The organism is Pseudomonas sp. GM79, assembly GCF_000282495.1.
Classification (GTDB): Bacteria; Pseudomonadota; Gammaproteobacteria; order Pseudomonadales; family Pseudomonadaceae; genus Aquipseudomonas.
This window is the reverse complement of record NZ_AKJE01000028.1, coordinates 21,690-41,456: the sequence shown is the minus strand read 5'-3', so window position 1 is coordinate 41,456 and position 19,767 is coordinate 21,690. Positions and strand designations below refer to the sequence as shown.

At 59.5% G+C, this 19,767-nt stretch carries 14 protein-coding genes; 12 read left to right on the top strand and 2 right to left on the bottom strand.

Features of this window, described 5'->3' with window-relative positions; translation table 11 throughout:
* The 3 genes from PMI36_RS22385 (at position 1) to PMI36_RS22395 (ending at position 4,720) form a co-directional block, all read left to right on the top strand.
* On the top strand, positions 1 to 2,403 hold the full coding sequence (locus PMI36_RS22385; RefSeq protein ID WP_008069195.1) for an aldehyde dehydrogenase family protein: 2,403 nt from the start codon (positions 1 to 3) through the stop codon (positions 2,401 to 2,403).
* A gap of 65 nt (positions 2,404 to 2,468) precedes the next feature.
* Positions 2,469 to 3,761 (top strand): AMP-binding protein, encoded by a 1,293-nt coding sequence (locus PMI36_RS22390; protein ID WP_008069194.1) that lies wholly within the window; start codon positions 2,469 to 2,471, stop codon positions 3,759 to 3,761.
* Complete coding sequence (locus PMI36_RS22395) at positions 3,758 to 4,720, top strand: GNAT family N-acetyltransferase (protein WP_008069193.1); 963 nt, start codon at positions 3,758 to 3,760, stop codon at positions 4,718 to 4,720. Before PMI36_RS22390 ends, PMI36_RS22395 begins: the two co-directional genes overlap by 4 nt.
* Here PMI36_RS22395 and PMI36_RS22400 read toward each other — a convergent pair.
* Positions 4,709 to 5,635 (bottom strand): LysR family transcriptional regulator, encoded by a 927-nt coding sequence (locus tag PMI36_RS22400; RefSeq protein WP_008069191.1) that lies wholly within the window; start codon positions 5,633 to 5,635, stop codon positions 4,709 to 4,711. The two genes, PMI36_RS22395 and PMI36_RS22400, sit on opposite strands and share 12 nt — an antisense overlap.
* 118 nt (positions 5,636 to 5,753) lie before the next feature.
* Between PMI36_RS22400 and PMI36_RS22405 the strand changes: the two genes are divergently transcribed.
* Complete coding sequence (locus PMI36_RS22405) at positions 5,754 to 6,749, top strand: aldo/keto reductase (RefSeq protein ID WP_008069189.1); 996 nt, start codon at positions 5,754 to 5,756, stop codon at positions 6,747 to 6,749.
* 49 nt (positions 6,750 to 6,798) lie between these two features.
* Here the strand turns inward: PMI36_RS22405 and PMI36_RS22410 are convergent, their stop codons facing one another.
* Positions 6,799 to 7,329, bottom strand: a complete 531-nt coding sequence (locus tag PMI36_RS22410) for a hypothetical protein (protein WP_008069187.1) — start codon at positions 7,327 to 7,329, stop codon at positions 6,799 to 6,801.
* Positions 7,330 to 7,782: 453 nt separating this feature from the next.
* Here PMI36_RS22410 and PMI36_RS22415 point away from each other — a divergent pair, with 453 nt between their 5' ends.
* The 8 genes from PMI36_RS22415 (at position 7,783) to PMI36_RS22450 (ending at position 19,747) form a co-directional block, all read left to right on the top strand.
* On the top strand, positions 7,783 to 8,229 hold the full coding sequence (locus PMI36_RS22415) for a DUF411 domain-containing protein (RefSeq protein WP_008069185.1): 447 nt from the start codon (positions 7,783 to 7,785) through the stop codon (positions 8,227 to 8,229).
* Complete coding sequence (locus PMI36_RS22420; protein ID WP_008069184.1) at positions 8,229 to 8,663, top strand: YqaA family protein; 435 nt, start codon at positions 8,229 to 8,231, stop codon at positions 8,661 to 8,663. The genes PMI36_RS22415 and PMI36_RS22420 overlap by 1 nt, the downstream gene beginning before the upstream one ends.
* Positions 8,664 to 8,876: 213 nt before the next feature.
* Positions 8,877 to 9,914 (top strand): alpha/beta fold hydrolase, encoded by a 1,038-nt coding sequence (locus tag PMI36_RS22425; RefSeq protein WP_008069183.1) that lies wholly within the window; start codon positions 8,877 to 8,879, stop codon positions 9,912 to 9,914.
* A 13-nt stretch (positions 9,915 to 9,927) separates the two neighbouring features.
* The gene (locus PMI36_RS22430) at positions 9,928 to 10,881 is read left to right on the top strand and encodes a D-2-hydroxyacid dehydrogenase family protein (protein ID WP_008069182.1); all 954 of its coding nucleotides are present in this window, start codon (positions 9,928 to 9,930) and stop codon (positions 10,879 to 10,881) included.
* A 599-nt stretch (positions 10,882 to 11,480) separates the two neighbouring features.
* Positions 11,481 to 13,067 (top strand): glycogen synthase GlgA, encoded by a 1,587-nt coding sequence (glgA, locus tag PMI36_RS22435; RefSeq protein ID WP_008069181.1) that lies wholly within the window; start codon positions 11,481 to 11,483, stop codon positions 13,065 to 13,067.
* Between the two features lie 13 nt (positions 13,068 to 13,080).
* Positions 13,081 to 14,877: a malto-oligosyltrehalose trehalohydrolase gene (gene treZ, locus PMI36_RS22440; RefSeq protein ID WP_008069180.1), complete on the top strand. Its 1,797-nt coding sequence runs from the start codon at positions 13,081 to 13,083 to the stop codon at positions 14,875 to 14,877.
* Entirely contained in the window at positions 14,874 to 16,952 is a 2,079-nt protein-coding gene (gene malQ, locus PMI36_RS22445; protein WP_008069178.1) for a 4-alpha-glucanotransferase, read from the top strand. Before treZ ends, malQ begins: the two co-directional genes overlap by 4 nt.
* A complete protein-coding gene (locus PMI36_RS22450) occupies positions 16,949 to 19,747 on the top strand; it encodes a malto-oligosyltrehalose synthase (protein ID WP_008069175.1) in 2,799 nt (932 codons plus the stop codon). The genes malQ and PMI36_RS22450 overlap by 4 nt, the downstream gene beginning before the upstream one ends.
* The last annotated feature ends 20 nt before the right edge of the window (positions 19,748 to 19,767 follow it).

Here is a 19,767-nt window from a genome sequence, read left to right as displayed (position 1 = left end):
ATGTACCTGATCAATGGCCAGTTGCGTGATGACATCACCCCGGAAAGTGCCCTCGAACTCCTTAAGAAACCATTGCCCCGGCTGCTTTCTTCACCGATCGATAGTGAGACCGTTATCGAGTCTGCTGTGCGCTTTGCCACGAAGTTGCAATCTCGTAGCCAGGATCTGTCCCTTGACGATGAGCAATATCAGGGGCTGATCGATTTCTGCCAGCGCAGCAACCTGAGCACAAAACTTGAGCGAGAGCTGGGCCTGCAACCGCGTTCGCTGCGACGTATCGACTATCGACAGCCATGTTTCGAAAGCTGGCATCCATTAGGATTGGTGGTGCATATCACCCCAGGCAATGCGCCGTTACTGGCTTTCTGCGCAATACTCGAAAGCCTGCTGGCCGGCAATATCAACTGGTTGCGCCCCAGCGCGAGCGATCAGGGGTTGACCGCACAGTTGCTGGCCGCCCTTGTGCAATGCGACAGCAGCGGCAGGCTGGCCGAATTCGTAGCAGTTCTGCCGGTTGATACCTCACGGATAGCGCAACTTTGCGCCACGGCAGATGGAGTATCGGCCTGGGGTGGTGTAGCAGCGCTCAAGGCGATTCGTCAGCAGATTCCTGCGGGATGCCGCTGGATCGATTGGGGGCACAAGATCAGCTTCGCCTATCTGTCACCTGAAGCGGCAGAGCCCGCCGCGCTCGATGCCTTGGTAGATGAGGTCTGTCGGCTGGATCAACAAGCGTGCTCCAGCCCTCAATGGGTATTGGTGGACAGCAACGATCCGGCGGTCCTGCACGCGCTCGGAGAGCGTCTGGCCGAAGCCTTCAAACGTCGCGCCCAACAGTGGCCGGCGCTAATGCCGACAGATCAGGAAGCTTCGGAAATCACCACACGCACTGCCATGGCGCAGCTTGATCAGTGCTTTACCGATCAGACCGGCCAAGTGTGGACCGGCTCCGGGTGGCGTGTCATCTGGGAGCATCATCAGACGCTTGCGCCGTCGCCGCTGTTTCGTACAGTGCTGCTCAAGCCAGTCCCACAGCACTTGCTTGCCGAATCACTGTTGCCTTGGCGAAACGTCCTGCAAAGCTGCGCATTGATAGCCTCCCCGGCAGGGACACCCGAGCTTGTTCGTACACTGGTCAATGCCGGCGTCACTCGCATTGCTCCTTGCGAGACGATTCATGATGGCTACGCTGGCGAGCCTCACGATGGTGTTTATGCGCTGTCGCGCCTGAGTCGCCGCCTCTCAGTGAGCCTGGCCGCTGATGTCTCGATTGGCCGCTCAACGCTCGACCCGGTGCCGCCTGCCCCTGACACAGCCCGTGGCCCGATCATGGACAAAGACACCTTCACGACCCAGCCGATCAACCCCACGGCACAGCTGTATTTTCGCTCCGGCGGTAGCAGCGGCACTCCGGCCCTGGCAGGTTTCAGCTACCGAGACTTCCAACGACAAATGCGCGCCGCGGCTGATGGCATGTTCGCTGTCGGGCTCGATCCGTCACAGGACCGAGTGATGAACCTGTTCTATGGCGGGAACCTGTACGGTGGTTTTTTCAGCTTTTCGAGCATTCTTGAACAGATGGGCGTTGCACATTTGCCTATGGGGGCTCCCCAGGACGACGACTTCAGCGAAATCGCCCGACTGATCGTGGAGCAACGAGTCACCGTGCTGATTGGCATGCCCAGTACGCTGCACCGCCTGTTTTTCAGGGAGCAGGCGCGACTTCGCGACTATGCCGGTATTGGCAAAGTGCTTCTCGGCGGCGAGCATCCGGGCGAGGCCAGTCGACGCCTGATGGAAAGTTGCGCAGTGTCGACGATTCGTTCTGCTCTCTATGGATCCGTCGATGCAGGCCCACTGGGTCATGCCTGCCGGGCGACCGCGGACGGCGTGTTCCACTTGATGTGCGAGACCCAGTATCTGGAGATCGTTCAGCTCGAACAGGATGTGCCGGTGCAAGCCAATGAGATCGGCCGTCTGCTATTTACTTCCCGCGCCCGACAAGGTCAGCGGGTTCACCGATATGACATCGGCGACACCGGCCGCTGGCTCCCCGGAGCCTGTCCTTGCGGACTGGAAACGCCACGATTCGAACTGCTGCAGCGGCACGGCAAGCTGGTGCGGATTGGCACGGAGTTCATCTCACCTTCGGCGCTGGAACACAGCGTAGGAGTCCCCATTCAAGTTGTGCTGGACTACACCGCCAGTGGCGTCGAACGAATGCAAGTTCGAACGGATGCCGATATCACTTGGGTACGAGAAAAATTGCTGACCCATGAAGCATTGGCAAATGCCATAGCCGCTGCCCTGTTAATTGTCGAAGTTACCGCCTGCGCTGAACATGAATTCATACGAAACAAGCACAGCGGAAAAGCCCCACTGATTGTCGATCGAAGAATATAAAAACAGAACGTTTCAACGACCGTGTTTTTTTCAAACCAAAACGCCTGATTAGAAAAGAGAATCCAGTGAAATCAATTCATTCGCTCGAACAACTCGTGTCTTTTGTACGACAACACTCAAACTACTACAGCGCGCATCTGAAACATTTACCCACCACAGGTATTACTTTAAAAGATTTACCGTTAACCAATGTGACCAACTATTGGACCGGCAGCAATGATCTGAATCATTGGCCGGTCTTGACGGGAAATGTTGATGATGCGTTGGTGTTTAAAACCGGAGGTTCGACCAGCCAGGGAAAACTTGCGGTTTACTCCTACGAGGAATGGCAAACACTGGTCAGTACATTCGGAAACAGTCTCTCTTCTCAATTGAACAATGGCGACCGCGTCGCCAATCTGTTCTTTTCAGGGGATCTCTACGCCAGTTTTCTGTTTGTCCACGATTCCCTGGCCCATGTCGGACGATCCATCTGTGAGTTTCCGTTTACCGGAGACATCGAACCGGACGTACTGGCGGATGCGATCGCACGACACCGAATCAATGTTCTGGCCGGGGTGCCCGCACAGTTACTTCGATTCGCCGCCTACCTGACGCAGCATCGGCGTGTGCTGTGCGGGGTCGAGACGCTGCTGTATGGCGGCGAAAGCCTGTTTGCCCCGCAGTTGGCAATCCTCGATGAAGTATTCCCCAACGCCCGTATTGCCTCTATCGGCTACGCCAGCGTAGACGCCGGGCTCATAGGGGCCAGCACTCGCGACTGCGCATTGGGCGAGCATCGGGTATTCGAACAGCAAACCTTGCTGCAAATCATCGATGAACACACCGGTGAAGTGATTGAAGAATGCGATCGTATCGGGATGCTAGTGCAGACCAATCTGACACGCCGGCTCATGCCGCTGCTGCGTTACCCGGTGGGCGACCGTGCATGTTGGCGTGAACCAACCGCAACCCCGAGGCGTAAATTCGCCCTCAAGGGGCGTAGCGCCCACAGTCAGCGGGTACGAGTCGGCGTGCTGTCGCTGTTTACCGAAGAAATACACGAGATCATTCAGCGCGTAGCGCACAGCGAGCAATGGCAATTGCTGATCGAACAGACCGGCCCCAAGGATCTGTTGAGCGTGAAGTGGGTGCCCGAACCTCAGTCACAAACCGTCGAGCCGGTACTCCGCGCATTGCGTGAAGCTTTGCTTGCCCACTACCCTGCCATCGACGACCTGAGCCGCGAGGGTCTGCTGGAGTTTCGAGTACTTTCCTGCGCAGCCACAGACCTGCAGCTTCACCCTCGCTCGGGCAAACAATTGCGAGTGCGGGATTTGCGAGTGTATGACGTTTGCTCGCAGGAGCCCGCGCAATGACCCGGTTGATATTTCGCCCCTACCGTCCTTGCGACGCAGATGCCGTGAGCCGGTTGTTTCGAGAGGTCTACGGCGATCTTTACGCTCAGCCGGATATTTACCTGCCGGACATGATCGATCAGCACAACGCCGAAGGCCGTTGGCAATCCATGCTGGCCGTGGATGACGCGCGGGTGCTCGGGCATGCCGCGCTGTGCCGCGACTCGCCTTCGAATACCGCAGAACTGGCCCTCAGCGTGGTGCATCCCGTCGCCCAGGGGCAGCATATCGCGACGCGCCTGGGCCGAGAGTTATTGATGTTGTCGGGTTCTCTGGGGATCCGGAGCGTATCGATCAAGCAAGTGACCCACCATCCCTACACTCAACGCATGGCAGAGAATATCGGTTTTCACAGCACTGGACTGCTTCCCGATTACGTCCCTTCGCCATTCGGTGAATCGCTCCCGGAAACCATCGTGATGGGCAGTCACATGATCGAAGGACACACGCGCCCGCTCCCCGACATCCCCTGGCCTGAAAGCTGCCGAGCATTCATGCAGCACCTGTGCTCGGTGTTCGGAGCCTGCCAGGACAAGGCGTCACAACCCGCGATGCCGCTGCAAATCAAACAACATCAGCATCGGTTCGACATTGTCATTCAGCGTTTGAACAGACGTTTGCTTGAGCAGATCAGCCAATTACCCCAGCACTGGCTGATCTCGGCACGGCTGGAACTGTCCCGGCACTTTGCCCGGGACATGCTGAGTTTTTCGGCGCTGGGCTTCGCCTTCACCGGCTTGATGCCCACGCCAGATGATAATGGCTGGTTCGCCCTGTTTCATCGAGGCGTCCAGTCTCGATCCCTCAACCTGCACTGCGCGCACATGCAACGATTGCATGACGACTTACAGCAAAACGCAAATGCCACGAGAACTCACCGGTACGTCGACGCCCGTATCGGTTCCCGCTCAGCCGCTTGAGTGTTTTCTATAAAAGTCACAGCTCGGCTGCGCGCAAAGCTCCACCAGCCAATCGACAAACACCCTCACCCGTCGAGACAACTGGCGGTGCGGTGGATAGAGCGCCGTCAACGGAAACGCCGGTGGCGGCACTGCCTTTAGCACTTCACACAAACGGCCTTCGTCCAGTTGTCGTGCGACGTGATAATACGGGGTCTGGACCAGACCATAGCCCGCTTCGCAAGCGGCGAGATATCCATCGGCGCTGTTGACTGAAACCTGTTTGGGCAGATCGATCGGCTGCACCTGACCATCAACCACAAACTCCAGCCCGTAACGCTTGCTGGTGCTGCTGGAGAAATACTCCACCATCTGGTGGCCGTCGAGATCGACCAGACACTGAGGCGTTCCGTGACGTTGCAAATATTGCGGGCTCGCGCAGGTGACCTGGTCCATCATGACCAGCGGCCTTGCCACCAGAGAATCGTCCAGGGCCGAGCCACCCCGCAACACGCAATCGACACCTTCGCGGATCAGATCCACTGGCCGGTCATTCAACCCGATTTCCAGTTCGATCAAGGGATACCGGTCAGTGAATTGCGGCAATGCCGGAATCACGATCAAACGTCCCACTCCCGCAGGCATATCCACTCGCAGCAGACCTTTGGGGTTTTGGCGAGCAGCGGAAAACACCGCTTCGGTCTCCTCCAGATCCGCCAGCAGCCGCACGCAACGTGGGTAATAGGCGGCGCCATCGAGCGTCAGGCTGATCTGCCGGGTGGTGCGTTGCAGCAGTTGCACACCCAGATGAGCCTCAAGTTGCTTGATCAGAATGGTCACCGAAGCCCGGGGCAATTGCAGGCTGTCTGCCGCTTTGGCGAAGCCGCCCAGTTCGACGATTCGGGTGAATACGCGCATGGCGTTGAAACGGTCCATTGCTTTGGCTTACCGGCTGATTATTTAGAAATTACAAATAGTGATAGCAGTTTTAGCCGGTTTATCTTGTTTCTGTCGAGGTTAACAATAGGATTTCAATTCACAGGGAGCTGATTTCATGCAAACACGTCAACTGGGCAAAAACGGTCCGCAGGTGAGCGCGATCGGTCTGGGCTGCATGGGCATGACCGATTTCTACACCACCGGCGTAAACACCCGCGAAGCCACGGCCACTTTGCACCGCGCGCTGGAACTGGGAATCAACCTGCTCGACACGGCAGACATGTACGGCCCACATACCAATGAAGAACTGATTGGCAAGGCCATTGCCGGCAAGCGTGACCAGGTGTTTCTCGCCAGCAAATTCGGCATTGTCCGTGACCCATCCTCCCCCGGTGCACGGGGCGTCAACGGTCGACCGGAATACATACACAAATCTATCGACGGCACCCTCAAACGTCTGGGTGTGGAGACCCTGGATTTGTATTACCAGCACCGCATCGATCCGCAGGTGGCCATCGAGGAAACCGTCGGCGCCATGGCAGAACTGGTGAAGGCCGGCAAGGTGCGTTACCTGGGATTGAGTGAAGCATCGGTCACCACGCTGGAGCGAGCGAACACGGTTCACCCGATCAGCGCACTGCAAAGTGAATACTCGCTATGGAGCCGCGACCAAGAGGAGAACGGCTGCCTGGCAGCTTGCCAGCGTCTGGGTGTTGCTTTTGTGCCTTACAGTCCGTTGGGCCGGGGCTTTTTGACCGGTGCACTGAAAAGCCCGGATGATTTCGCGGCCGATGACTACCGTCGCTTCAGTCCACGCTTTCAAGGGGAAAACTTCGCTAAAAACCTGTTGCTGGTGCAGCAAGTGCAGACCCTGGCCACCGACAAAGGTGTGACGGCGGGACAACTGGCGTTGGCGTGGGTCTTGGCCCAAGGGGATTACCTGATCCCGATTCCAGGCACCAAACAGCGTAAATACCTGGAAGAAAATGTGGCCGCGCTGGACGTGAAGCTGAGCCGCGAAGAGTTGCAGGCCCTGGAAGCGATATTCCCGGCCAATGCCACGGCAGGGCTGCGTTATCCGGAAGAAGTCATGAAGTTGCTTGACCGATAACAGGTGCCCGGCCCGTTCGATGGTTCGAGCGGGCCAGCGCTGCCAGACATCACGCCTTGGCGTTAACGCCCTTGTCATTAGGAACCGTCGTACCGTTGCCCTTGCCGTAAGCTTGCAAGTTCTGCAGTACGTAGATCGCCGTCTTGTATTCAGGGATCAGGCCAACGGCGTACTTGTCACCCTTGATACTGTTGTTCTGAATGGTGTCCAGTTGCGTGGCGAAATACTCCAGCGCATTGAACTTTGCATCCGGGTCTTTCTGTACGCCAAAACGATCAAACTTGTCACCGGCATTAAGCAAGGTCATCGAAGTAATATCGGAAATCAGGCCTTTGCCTCTCAAGAAGGCACTGAGATTGCCCAGTTGCTTGGCGGATACATTTTCCGGATCGAAGCCCTTGATGTTCCTGTGCAGTTTCTGTTCATCCATTTTCGCCGTATTCAGCGCATTGGGATTACTTCCCACCAATGCCAGCATCTGCTTGACCCTGGCGCTGTGGGTAACAGGCTTGCCGCTGCCGGTATCCTTGACCAGTAAACCTGCCTTGCTCGTCCACGCGCCTGTATAGCCGATTGTCATGACCGGGCTCCCGACTGCGTGACGGGATGCCGATCATCCAAAACACACAGACGTCCTTGTGAGGCGACCATAAAAGTTCCTTGTTTAACCGAGATAGGTGCGGGCGAGTATCGATGTGTGCTCTAACGTCACCAACAAATATTTCAATTTTTTACAATTCTCATACATTTACGGTACATACCAGAAAGCGTCTTGTTTCATTGATCTACATGATCTTTCGATATTGGCGAATATCACTAATCAAGCTCATGTACACCTTGGTTAGTTATTTGTGCGTGCCGGGCAAACCAACTTGCTGGCGCTCAAGGTGCGTTGATCGCAACAGGTTGGCATGTCCCCCTGTGGCGAGGGGGTTTACCCAACGCTGTATTACTTCGAAACAATCCACTGTCTCTTTGTTGGGTAAACGGGTCAAAATGCATCTTTTTGGCCACAACCCGAGACGAGATCCCCATGCGAACCCACCTGCGTCTGGCCGCCCTGAGCGCCCTTTTCATCTCTTCCCTGGCCCAGGCTGCTGAGCTGATTCCCATCGAAGTTCATCGCGATGCCAACTGCGGTTGCTGCAAAAAATGGGTCAGCCATCTGGAAGCCAACGGTTTCAAGGTCGCAGACCATGTTGAAGCCGACATGAGCCAATTCAAGCAACAACACGGTGTGCCACCTCGCCTCGCGTCGTGTCACACCGGCCTTATCAACGGCAAATTCGTCGAAGGCCACGTGCCGGCCGATCAAGTACTGGCCTTGAGCAAGCGTGACGATTTGTTGGGGGTTGCCGCACCCGGCATGCCCATGGGCTCGCCCGGCATGGAAATGGACGGCATGAGCGATGCCTATCAAGTGATCGGTTTGAAAAAGGACGGCACTGACGTGGTGGTGGCGGACTACCCCGCCCATTGATGTTCGGCGCCTACATCGGGCTGTTTCTCGCGGCGTTCGGTGCCGCGACGCTGCTGCCACTGCAATCCGAAGCAGTGCTGGTGGGGTTGTTGCTCAGCAATCAGGATTGGCTCTGGTCGTTGTTGGCAGTCGCAACGCTGGGCAATGTGCTGGGCTCGCTGCTGAACTGGTGGCTAGGGCGCGGCATCGAGCGGTTTCGCGAGCGGCGCTGGTTTCCGGTCAGCCCTCGCCATCTCGAGCAAGCCCAAAAGCACTACCAGCGTTATGGCCATTGGTCATTGTTACTCAGTTGGGTGCCCATCATCGGCGATCCACTGACGCTGGTGGCTGGCGTCATGCGCGAACCGTTGGGGCGTTTCCTGGTGATCGTGACACTCGCCAAGGGCGCCCGCTATGGTGTGTTGGCCGTGGCTACGCTGGGGTGGATGGGTTGAATGGTCATGGCGGTGGCGGCGCGGAACCTGTGGGAGCGGGCTTGCTCGCGAAGAGGGAGTGTCAGTCGACATTAATGTTGTCTGGCACACCACCTTCGCGAGCAAGCCCGCTCCCACATGGATTTCGCTCGGCATTGCGGCCATGACCTAATGTTTAATGTCACCCTAATCATGCCAGTCCAGCATCGGCGGATTTCCTGTGGAGCTTTACCCATGTCGCCCATCCTCTCCCGCTGGTTACCCGGCCTGCTGCTGACAGCGGCTCTGCCCGTTCTCGCTCACGCCCAGAACCAGGCCGAAACGCCAGAATACGGCCCGCAACTTCAGGGCTTCGATTACCCCTACACGGTCAAGTACTACGACTTTGAGTCCCAAGGCAAACCCCTGCAGATGGGTTACATGGACGTTGCCGCCCAAGGCAAGGTCAATGGACGCAGCGTGGTGCTGATGCACGGCAAAAACTTCTGCGGCGCGACCTGGGACAGCTCGATCAAGGCGCTGAGCGAGGCCGGTTACCGGGTCATCGCGCCGGACCAGATCGGCTTTTGCACCTCCAGCAAACCGGACCACTATCAATACACTTTCCAGCAACTGGCAGCCAACACCCAGCAACTGCTCAAAACCCTGGGCATCCAGAAAGCCACCCTGCTCGGCCACTCCACCGGCGGCATGCTCGCCACCCGCTATGCGTTGCAATACCCCGATCAAGTCGAACAGTTGGCCCTGGTCAATCCAATCGGCCTGGAAGACTGGAAGGCCCTTGGCGTGCCCTATCTCACGGTTGATCAATGGTATGAGCGCGAGCTGAAAGTCACGGCACAAGGCATCCACGACTACCAACGCAACACCTATTACGATGGCCGCTGGAAGCCGGAGTTTGATCGTTGGGTGAACATGTACGCGGGCCTGGCAAAAGGGCCAGGCAAAACAGCGGTGGCTTGGAACTCGGCGCTGATTTACGACATGATCTTCACCCAACCGGTGTACTACGAGTTCAAGGACCTGAAAGTGCCGACCCTGCTGCTGATTGGCACCCGCGACACCACGGCCATCAACAAGAACATCGCACCGCCCGAGGTCAAGGCGAAAATCGGTCATTACGACGTACTCGGCAAGCAAGTGGCGGAACTGATTCCCCGGTCGACGCTGATCGAATTCCCCGGCATGGGCCACGCGCCGCAGATGGAGGAACCGGCCAAATTCCATCAGGCATTACTCGACTGGCTAAACAAAACCAATCCCGTTCGTTGATGAGGTAAGGCTGATGGCGGTGCAGATTGCGGTGATCGATGACTGGCAGGACGTGGCTCGCGATGTGGTGGACTGGTCGGTGCTGGACAGCATTGGCCAGGTGAGTTTTATCCATGACTACCCGGCCGACAACGAAACCCTGGCCGAACGGCTCGGCGCATTCGAGGTGATCTGCGTGATGCGCGAGCGCACCCGGTTCGACGAAGACCTGCTGCGCCGCTTGCCCACACTCAAACTGCTGGTTACCGGCGGCATGCGCAACGCTGCCCTGGACCTGAAAGCCGCCACCGCGCTGGGCATTCAGGTGTGCGGCACCGACAGCTACAAACACGCCGCCCCCGAACTGACCTGGGCGCTGATCATGGCCGCAACACGCAACCTGGTGGGCGAAGCCAACGCCTTGCGCGCCGGTCAGTGGCAACAAGGGTTGGGCGGCGACCTGCAGGGCAAGACCTTGGCGATCCTCGGTCTGGGCAGCATTGGTCAACGGGTAGCCCGGTTCGGGCAGGTGTTCGGCATGCGGGTGATTGCCTGGAGCGAAAACCTGACCGCCGAACGAGCTGCCGAAGTCGAAGTCACCTATGTCAGCAAGCAGGAACTGTTCGAGCAGGCCGATGTGCTGTCGGTCCATCTGGTGCTCAGCGAGCGCAGCCGAGGGCTGGTGGACGCTCAGGCACTGGACTGGATGAAACCCACGGCATGGCTGATCAACACCGCCCGCGGGCCGATTGTCGATGAGTCGGCGCTGATCAAGGCACTTCAGAAAAAACGCTTGGCGGGCGCGGCGCTCGACGTATTCGAGCACGAGCCTTTGCCCTGCCATCATCCTTTCAGAACGCTGGACAATGTGCTGGCCACGCCTCATGTCGGGTATGTCAGCCGGCAGAATTACCAACTGTTCTTTTCGCAGATGATTGAGGACATTCAGGCTTGGGCGGCAGAGGAGCCCATTCGGATTCTGAGCTAAGACCGCGTTATCGTTCTTCGCGAGCAAGCCCGCTCCCACATTGATCTCGGGTGTACACAAAATAGGTGACCACAACCAATCCCCTGTGGGAGCGGGCTTGCTCGCGAAGAGGCCTTCAAATCCGCCACATTCCCCTGAACCATACGCACCGCAATGGTGCAACCCACATCCCATCACGCCCGATTATCGTGACCTCTCGGTCCCGATTTGACCCACACCCAAAAACCAACCTGCCCTTCGTCGGTGCGCTCCCCCAAAAAGCCCGCGTGTTTTGTACCCTCTTCCAACCGATTGTCGAACAATTTCGCAGTTGACCGGCCCTGCTCTAAGTTCTGGCCTAGACTCATTTTCGCGGGGTAAAACCGGTCGGTCATTCGGTGAAAATAATCGAAACTTTTGGTACTGGCCGCGAGTCAGGTTAAGAGTAGGGCCACAGCGACTGGTGCATTCCTTGCAACAGCCACTTCACCCATTCTGCTTCAGCGCATGGGCAGCACTTGCTCACCGATGCGTAGCGCGTTTGCGCCCGGCCACAGGATTTGGCCACGAACACCGTTTGTGCCAGGCCTAGAATTAGATCAACAACACGGGAGATTCATATGACCAGTGCGGCTTTAGATATCCAGGGAGAACGTGCTCATCAGCAGGTCGGGGAAACGAGCACCGTCGGTGTCCTCAGTGCCAAATCGGTCAACGCGCCCGTCCCCAAGACACTGGCACCGGTAGTCAGTCAGAATCCCAACAAGAAGAGAGTCCTGTTCGTCACCTCGGAGATTGCCGACCTGGTAAAGACCGGAGGTCTTGGCGACGTTTCCGCCGCACTGCCACGGGCGATGGCGCATCTGCACGATGTCCGTGTGCTGATCCCCGGTTATCCGCAAGTGATGAATAGCGAAAACCCGATTCATATCATCGGTGAACTGGGCGGGCACGCAGCGTTGCCGCCCTGCAAGATCGGGCGCATGGACATGCCCGACGGCCTGGTCATTTACGTGTTGATCTGCCCTGAATTGTACGAGCGCGAAGGTTCACCTTACGGCGCCAACAACGGCCGCGACTGGCCGGACAACCACATTCGTTTCGCCCGATTGGGCCTCGCAGCAGCCGATATCGCCGCCAACCTCGCCCAAATTCACTGGTGCCCGGACCTGGTGCACGCCCACGACTGGCCCGCAGGCCTGGCGCCGGCCTATATGCACTGGCGTGGCCAACGCACCCCGACCCTTTTTACCATTCACAACCTGGCGTACCAAGGTGTCACCAGCCTCGGCTCGTGCCCGGAACTCGGTATCCCCATGCATGCCTTGCAACAGGAAGGCATGGAGTTTTACGGCAAGATGTCGTTCCTCAAAGCCGGCATGGCCTACTCGAGCCACATCACCACCGTCAGCGCGACCTATGCCCAGGAAATCACCACGCCGGCCTTTGGCTGCGGTCTCGACGGTTTTCTCGCCGCCAAGACCCAGCAGGGACTGCTCAGCGGGATTCCCAATGGCATCGATGAAAGCTGGGATGCAGCGACCGATCCGCACCTGTTCCACCCGTTCGGCATCGGCGACTGGGACGGCAAAGCAGTCAACGCGGCGCATGTTCGCCGGCTGTTCGACCTCGACGACTCCGATGGTCCGCTGTTTGCCGTAGTCTCGCGGCTGGTCTACCAGAAAGGCCTGGACCTGACCGAAGCGGTGGCTGAATACATTGTCGCCAACGGTGGGCAGATCGCGATCATCGGCCGTGGCGAACCGGAAGAAGAACAGGCCATGCGTGAACTGGCGTTGCGCTTCCCCGGGCAAGTCGGCGTGCACATCGGCTTCAATGAAACCGACGCCCGCCGGATGTTCGCCGGCAGTGACTTTTTGCTGATGCCTTCGCGTTATGAACCCTGCGGCCTGAGCCAGATGTACGCCCAGCGCTTCGGTTCATTGCCGGTGGCCCGCAATACCGGCGGCCTGGCCGACACCATCGAAAACGGCGTGACCGGTTTCCTCTTCGACGAATCCACGGTGGAGAGTTATCGCGAAGCCCTGAGCCGCGCGTTCAAGGTGTTCGCCTTCCCCGGCCTGCTCAACGCGATGCGTTGCCGAGCTATGGCGGCGCCGTTCAACTGGTGCAAGGCAGTCGAACCCTACGCCGAACTCTACGAACAACTGGTGGCTAAAGCGCTGGGAAAATCGGGCAAACAGTAAGAGGCTTTCAACGATGCCGTTACGGACCCTTGAGACCTGGCCCCACGGCGCAATCATGCTGGACGCAGAACACACGCGTTTTGCCTTGTGGGCGCCAGATGCGTTTTTTGTCAGTCTCGAACTGGAAGATGGACAATCCCTGCCACTGCTACCTCAGGCCGATGGCTGGTTTGTGATCAAGACCCGCTGCCCCGCGGGTACCCGCTACCGCTACAACATCGATGGCGAGCTTACGGTGCCGGACCCGGCCTCCCGCGCCCAGGCGGGCGATATCGACAGCCACAGCGTGGTGGTCGATCCCCTCGCCTATCGATGGCAACACAGCGCCTGGCAAGGTCGACCGTGGAATGAGGCGGTGATCTACGAACTGCATGTCGGCGTACTCGGCGGGTTCAGCGAGGTCGAACAACACCTGGCGCACCTGGTTGAGCTGGGTATTACCGCCATCGAACTGATGCCGCTGGCGCAGTTCCCCGGCGAACGTAACTGGGGCTATGACGGGGTTTTGCTTTATGCGCCTCAAGCCTCCTACGGCTCGCCCGAACAACTCAAGCACCTGATCGACACGGCCCACGGCCACGGCCTGGCAGTGATTCTCGATGTGGTCTACAACCATTTCGGCCCCGACGGCAATTACCTGCATCGCTACGCAGAAGGCTTTTTCCGCGAAGACAAACACACCCCGTGGGGCGCGGCGATCGACTTCCGGCGGCGCGAGGTACGCGACTTCTTTATCGACAACGCGCTGATGTGGTTGTTGGAGTACCGCTTCGACGGCCTGCGTCTGGACGCGGTGCATGCCATCGAAGACCCGGACTTTCTTCAAGAACTGGTGCAACGGGTGCGGCGGCAAACCGATCCGGCGCGGCACGTGTGGCTCATGGCGGAAAACGAACACAACCAGGCCAGCTTGCTGGAGCAAGGTTTCGACGCGCAATGGAACGATGACGGCCATAACGCCCTGCACGTTCTGCTCACGGGTGAAACCGATGCCTATTACGCCGATTATGCCGAGCAGCCAACCGAACAGCTCGCCCGCTGCCTGAGCCAGGGCTTCGTGTTTCAAGGCCACATCACCCGCCACGGTACGCCGCGAGGTGAGCCGAGCGGTCACTTGCCGCCCACGGCCTTCGTGCTGTTCCTGCAGAACCACGACCAGATCGGCAACCGCGCCTTTGGCGAGCGCCTGCATCAGTTGGCCCATCCTGATGCCCTTTACGCCGCCACCGCGTTACTGCTGTTGTCGCCGATGATCCCGCTGATGTTCATGGGCGACGAATTCGCCGCCGAGCAACCGTTCCTGTTTTTCACCAGCCACCACGGTGAACTGGCGAAACTGGTGCGCGAAGGACGACGCAATGAATTCGCGGCGTTCAGCGCCTTTGCCGATCCGCACAAACGCGAGCAGATTCCCGACCCGAACGCGACGCAGACCTTCGAAGCTTCACGGCCGACACTGACCGCCAGCCGCCAATCGCCGATGTACCAGCTGTATCGCCAACTGCTGCAGATTCGCCATCAACACATCATCCCGCACCTGCCCGGCGCCCAGGCGCTGGGTGCGCAGGTACTGGCTGCCGGCGCGGTGTCGGCGCGCTGGCGGTTGGGCGATGGCAGTCAGTTGCGCATTGACCTGAACCTCAGCGACGCGCCCGTGGTCCACACCCCACAGGCCGACGCGACGTTGCTGTTCGAACACCCGCCACAATCGGCCGGTCTGTTGAATCAGGGCACACTTGCCCCGTATTGCGCGCTAGTCAGCCTCACGGCCGCAGCCCCTTTGCTACCCCCGGATGGAGAGCGCCCATGAGCAATGCGCAACTGGAAATACTGGCCAGCCTGGCAGGCCTGGCCGTCGACTGGATCGATGCCAATGGCCGTCCACAGAAAGTGACCCCGGCGGTGTTGCGCTCGGTGCTGAGCGGGCTTGGCCATCCCGCCAATACTGCCCAGGAGATCGACGCCAGCCTGCTGCAATTGCAGGAAGTGCAACAAACCCGTCACCTGCCACCGCTGTTGACCTGCGATGTGGGCGTCGGCCTGGACCTGGCCCACTACTTCGAGCCGCAAACCCCGTGTGAGATCCATCTCGAAGACGGCTCACGGATCAACTTGAAGCTCGATGACAACGCCATGTTGCCCGGGCTGGTGCCGGTGGGTTATCAGCACGTCAGCATCGACGAACAATCCTTCACCCTGGCGGTGGCACCCCAGCGCTGCTACAGCGTCGGCGACGCGGTTGACAGTCAAAACCCGCGCGCCTGGGGCCTGAGCGTGCAGTTGTATTCGCTGCGTCGCCCCGGCGATGGCGGTTTCGGCGATACCCAGGCCCTCGAAGATCTGGCCCGGGTGGCCGGGGAACGAGGCGCCGAAGCGTTGGCGATCAGCCCGCTGCATGCAATGTTCAGCGGCGACACCCAGCGGTACAGCCCTTACTCGCCGTCCAGCCGTTTGTTCCTCAATAGCCTGTACGCGGCGCCCGGGGCGATTCTCGGTGAACGTGCCCTGCGCACCGCGATCGACGCCACCGGCCTTGCCGCTGAACTCAAGCACCTTGAAGCGCAGCCGCTGATCGACTGGCCCACCGCCGCCGAAGCCAAGCACCGCTTGCTCGAAGCCTTGTATGAAGGATTCACCCACGGCGAACATCCCTTGCACCCAGACTTCAGCAGCTTCCGCCATGCCGGTGGCGAAGCGCTGGAAAATCATTGCCGCTTCGAAGCGATCCAGGAAGCCCGTGCGCGGCGTGGTGAAAGCCTCGACTGGCGCGAGTGGCCCGAACAATGGCGTGACCCGCGCAGCACCGCTCTGGCGCATTTTGCCGAAGAAAACTCGACCCGCATCGGCTACTACGCGTTCTGCCAATGGCTGATCGCGCGCAGCCTGGAACGCGCCCAGAGCGCCGCCCGCGGTGCCGGCATGGGCATCGGCCTGATCGCCGACCTGGCGGTGGGCGCCGACGGCGGCGGCAGCCAGGCCTGGAGTCGTCAGGACGAATTGCTCGCCTCACTGACCGTGGGTGCGCCACCGGACATCCTCAACCGTTCCGGCCAGGGCTGGGGCATTTCCGCGTTCTCCCCCGAAGGTCTGGTGCGCAATGGCTTTCGCGCGTTCATCGAAATGCTGCGGGCCAACTTCGCCCATGCCGGCGGCCTGCGTATCGATCACGTCATGGGCCTGCAACGACTGTGGGTGATCCCCAACGACGCGCCGCCCTGCGACGGTGCCTACCTCTATTACCCAGTGGACGACCTGCTGCGCTTGCTGACCCTCGAATCCCATCGACATCAGGCCATCGTCCTCGGCGAAGACCTCGGCACCGTGCCCGAGGGTCTGCGTGAGAAACTCATCGCGCGCTCGATTCTCGGCATGCGCGTGCTGCTGTTCGAACAGGACAATACTCACTTCAAGCCAATTCTCGACTGGCCGGACAACGCCTTGGCAACCACCAGCACCCATGACCTGCCGACGCTCAATGGCTGGTGGCATGGCCGCGATATTGACTGGAGCGCGCGCTTGAATCTGGTCGACGCCCCGGGGGAAATCGAATGGCGCCAACACCGTGAGCGCGAGCGCGAAGGTTTGCGTCGGGTGCTGAGCCAGGACCCGCAGAATTTCCGCGAAGAGTCCCACGAAACCGATCAGGTGCTCGACGCCGCGATCCGCTTCCTCGGCCATACCCGCGCGCCGCTGGTACTGTTGCCAATGGAAGATGCCTTGGGTATCGAACAGCAGGCCAACCTGCCCGGCACCACCGACACCCATCCCAACTGGTCCCGCAGGCTGCCCGGCGACAGCGAAGCCCTGCTCGATGATCCGGACGCCGCCCGACGCCTGGAACTGCTCGCCTGTGCGCGACTTCAGGCGGCCGAGCGTGACCAATGAATCAACCGTTCAACCAACCGCTGCGGGCGACTCTGCGGCTGCAATTTCATAAAGGTTTCACTCTGGATCAGGCGGTGCCGCTGGTGCCGTACTTCGCCAGCCTGGGCATCAGCCACGTCTATGCCTCGCCGCTGCTCGCCGCCCGCGCAGGGTCCATGCATGGCTACGACGTGGTGGACCCGACCACGGTCAACCCTGAACTGGGTGGCGAAGCTGCGTTGCGCCGTTTAGTCGCTGCATTGCGCGAACAGAACATGGGGCTGATCCTCGACATTGTCTCCAATCACATGGCCGTCGGCGGTGGCGACAACCCTTGGTGGCTCGACTTGCTCGAATGGGGGCGACTGAGCCCTTACGGCGAGTTCTTCGACATTCAATGGCACTCGCCCGACCCCTTGATGGAAGGCCAATTGCTGCTACCTTTTTTGGGCAGCGATTACGGCATCGCCTTGCAGGACGGCACCCTGCCCTTGCGTTTCGATGCCCGGCGCGGCGCTTTTTATGTCGAGCACTACGAACATCACTTCCCGATTTGCCCCACCAACTACGGCGAATTGCTCAAGGCCGATGATCAATTGAATGCCGAGCAGGTCGAGCAGCTCAAATCCCTGGCAGACCGCTTCAGTACCTTGAGTTACCAGACCGACGCGCACAGCCTGGCAATTGCGCTGAAAACCGAGCTGCATGAACTCGCCAGCGATCCGGCGATTCTTCACGCCATCCAGCACACGCTCGGCACCTATGACTCACTCACCCCCGAGGGTTTCCAGCGCCTGCATAACCTGCTGGAGCGCCAGAGTTATCGCCTGGCCAGCTGGCGCACCGCAGCGGACGACATCAACTGGCGGCGCTTTTTCGATATCAATGAACTGGGCGGCCTGCGCGTTGAACGCCCGGCGGTGTTCGAGGCGACCCATGCAAAAATCTTCGAGCTGGTGGCCGAGGGTCTTGTCGACGGGCTGCGCATCGATCACATCGATGGCCTCGCCGACCCGCGTGGTTACTGTCGCAAATTGCGGCGCAGAGTCGATCACCTGGCACCGGGCAGGCACCTGCCGATCTACGTCGAGAAGATCCTCGGCGAAGGCGAAACCCTGCACCGCGACTGGTCTGTCGATGGCAGTACCGGTTACGAATTCATGAACCAGTTGTCATTGCTGCAACACGACCCCGAAGGCGCCCAGACCCTGGGTGAACTCTGGAGCCGACATAGCGAACGGCCCGCCGATTTCCGTCAGGAAGCGCAACTGGCGCGCCAGCAGATTCTCAACGGCTCCCTGGCCGGAGATTTCGAAAGTGTCGCCCACGCCCTGTTGCAAGTGGCCCGGGACGATCTGATGACCCGGGACCTGACCCTCGGCGCGATTCGTCGGGCCTTGCAGGAACTGATCGTGCACTTCCCGGTGTATCGCACTTACATCAGCCCGCTGGGCCGAAACTGCGCCCAGGACGAGGTGTTTTTCCAGCAGGCCATGGACGGTGCAAGGCAAACCCTTGGCGAGGCCGACTGGCCCGTGCTCGATTGCCTGTCCGGCTGGCTCGGCGGTCATCCCTGGCGCAAACACCCGGTGGGCCGCCCACGCAAACTGCTCAAGCATGCCTGCGTGCGCTTCCAGCAACTGACCTCACCGGCGGCGGCCAAGGCAGTGGAAGACACCGCGCTTTATCGCTCGGCGGTGCTGCTGTCGCGCAACGATGTCGGCTACAACACCGAGCAGTTCAGTGCGCCGGTGGCTGACTTCCATGCCGCCAGCGCCAATCGCCTCGCCGAATTTCCCGACAACCTGCTGACCACCGCGACCCATGACCACAAACGCGGCGAAGACACCCGCGCGCGGCTGGCGGTGTTGAGCGAGCGCAGCGCCTGGTATGCCGAACAGGTCGGACACTGGCGACCCCTGGCCGATGAATTGCGCATTGAACCCGGCGCGCCTTCGGCGGGTGACGAGCTGATTCTTTATCAAGCGATCCTCGGCAGTTGGCCGCTGGAGCTGCACAGCAACGATCAAGTGGCGCTCGAGGACTACGCCAAACGCCTCTGGCAGTGGCAACAGAAAGCCCTGCGCGAAGCCAAGTTGCAAAGCAGCTGGAGTGCGCCAAACGAGGGGTATGAACAGGCGACCCATGGGTTTCTCGAACGCTTGCTGCTCAGCCCCGAAGGCCAGCCACTGCGCACGGCCATCGGTGCGGCGGCGCAGAGCATCGCCGCCCCGGGTGCATTGAATGGCTTGGCGCAAACCTTGCTGCGAATGACTGTGCCGGGGGTACCGGACCTCTATCAGGGCAACGAGTTCTGGGACTTCACGCTGGTCGATCCGGACAACCGTCGGCCGGTGGATTACGCCAGCCGTCAGCAGGCCATCAACCTACGGTTGGACCTGCCCGATCTGTTGGTGAACTGGTGTGACGGGCGCATCAAGCAAGCCCTGATCGCCCAGACGTTACACCGGCGTGCCGAGCATGCCGGGCTGTTTCAAAAAGGGACTTATCAAGCCCTTGAAGTCCTTGGCAGCCAGGCTCATCGGGTACTGGCGTTTGCTCGTGAATGGCAGGGAAAACGGGCTATCGTGGTAGTACCGATACGCTGTGCCGAACTGCTGGAAAACAGTGCCGAACCACAGATTGATGCGCCGCTCTGGGGCGATACACGGGTCAAGTTGCCGTTCGCCGCCCCTGAAGAAAATCTGAAGGGACTTTTTACAAGCGTCATAGTCACAAAACACAGGGAACTGTTGGTCAGCACCGCGCTGGGGAATTTCCCGGTCAATCTCTTTATCCAAACGACCCAAGCTTGAGTTCAGTTCAGGAGCATTGC

What these genes read in the sequence shown, in the direction of transcription:
- PMI36_RS22430 (WP_008069182.1), top strand. Translation starts at nt 9,928, where the DNA reads ATGGCGGTGCAGATTGCGGTGATCGATGACTGGCAGGACGTGGCTCGC.
- PMI36_RS22420 (WP_008069184.1), top strand. Translation starts at nt 8,229, where the DNA reads ATGTTCGGCGCCTACATCGGGCTGTTTCTCGCGGCGTTCGGTGCCGCG.
- PMI36_RS22450 (WP_008069175.1), top strand. Translation starts at nt 16,949, where the DNA reads ATGAATCAACCGTTCAACCAACCGCTGCGGGCGACTCTGCGGCTGCAA.
- PMI36_RS22400 (WP_008069191.1), bottom strand. Translation starts at nt 5,635, where the DNA reads ATGGACCGTTTCAACGCCATGCGCGTATTCACCCGAATCGTCGAACTG.
- PMI36_RS22415 (WP_008069185.1), top strand. Translation starts at nt 7,783, where the DNA reads ATGCGAACCCACCTGCGTCTGGCCGCCCTGAGCGCCCTTTTCATCTCT.
- treZ (WP_008069180.1), top strand. Translation starts at nt 13,081, where the DNA reads ATGCCGTTACGGACCCTTGAGACCTGGCCCCACGGCGCAATCATGCTG.
- PMI36_RS22425 (WP_008069183.1), top strand. Translation starts at nt 8,877, where the DNA reads ATGTCGCCCATCCTCTCCCGCTGGTTACCCGGCCTGCTGCTGACAGCG.
- malQ (WP_008069178.1), top strand. Translation starts at nt 14,874, where the DNA reads ATGAGCAATGCGCAACTGGAAATACTGGCCAGCCTGGCAGGCCTGGCC.
- PMI36_RS22410 (WP_008069187.1), bottom strand. Translation starts at nt 7,329, where the DNA reads ATGACAATCGGCTATACAGGCGCGTGGACGAGCAAGGCAGGTTTACTG.
- glgA (WP_008069181.1), top strand. Translation starts at nt 11,481, where the DNA reads ATGACCAGTGCGGCTTTAGATATCCAGGGAGAACGTGCTCATCAGCAG.
- PMI36_RS22395 (WP_008069193.1), top strand. Translation starts at nt 3,758, where the DNA reads ATGACCCGGTTGATATTTCGCCCCTACCGTCCTTGCGACGCAGATGCC.
- PMI36_RS22405 (WP_008069189.1), top strand. Translation starts at nt 5,754, where the DNA reads ATGCAAACACGTCAACTGGGCAAAAACGGTCCGCAGGTGAGCGCGATC.
- PMI36_RS22385 (WP_008069195.1), top strand. Translation starts at nt 1, where the DNA reads ATGTACCTGATCAATGGCCAGTTGCGTGATGACATCACCCCGGAAAGT.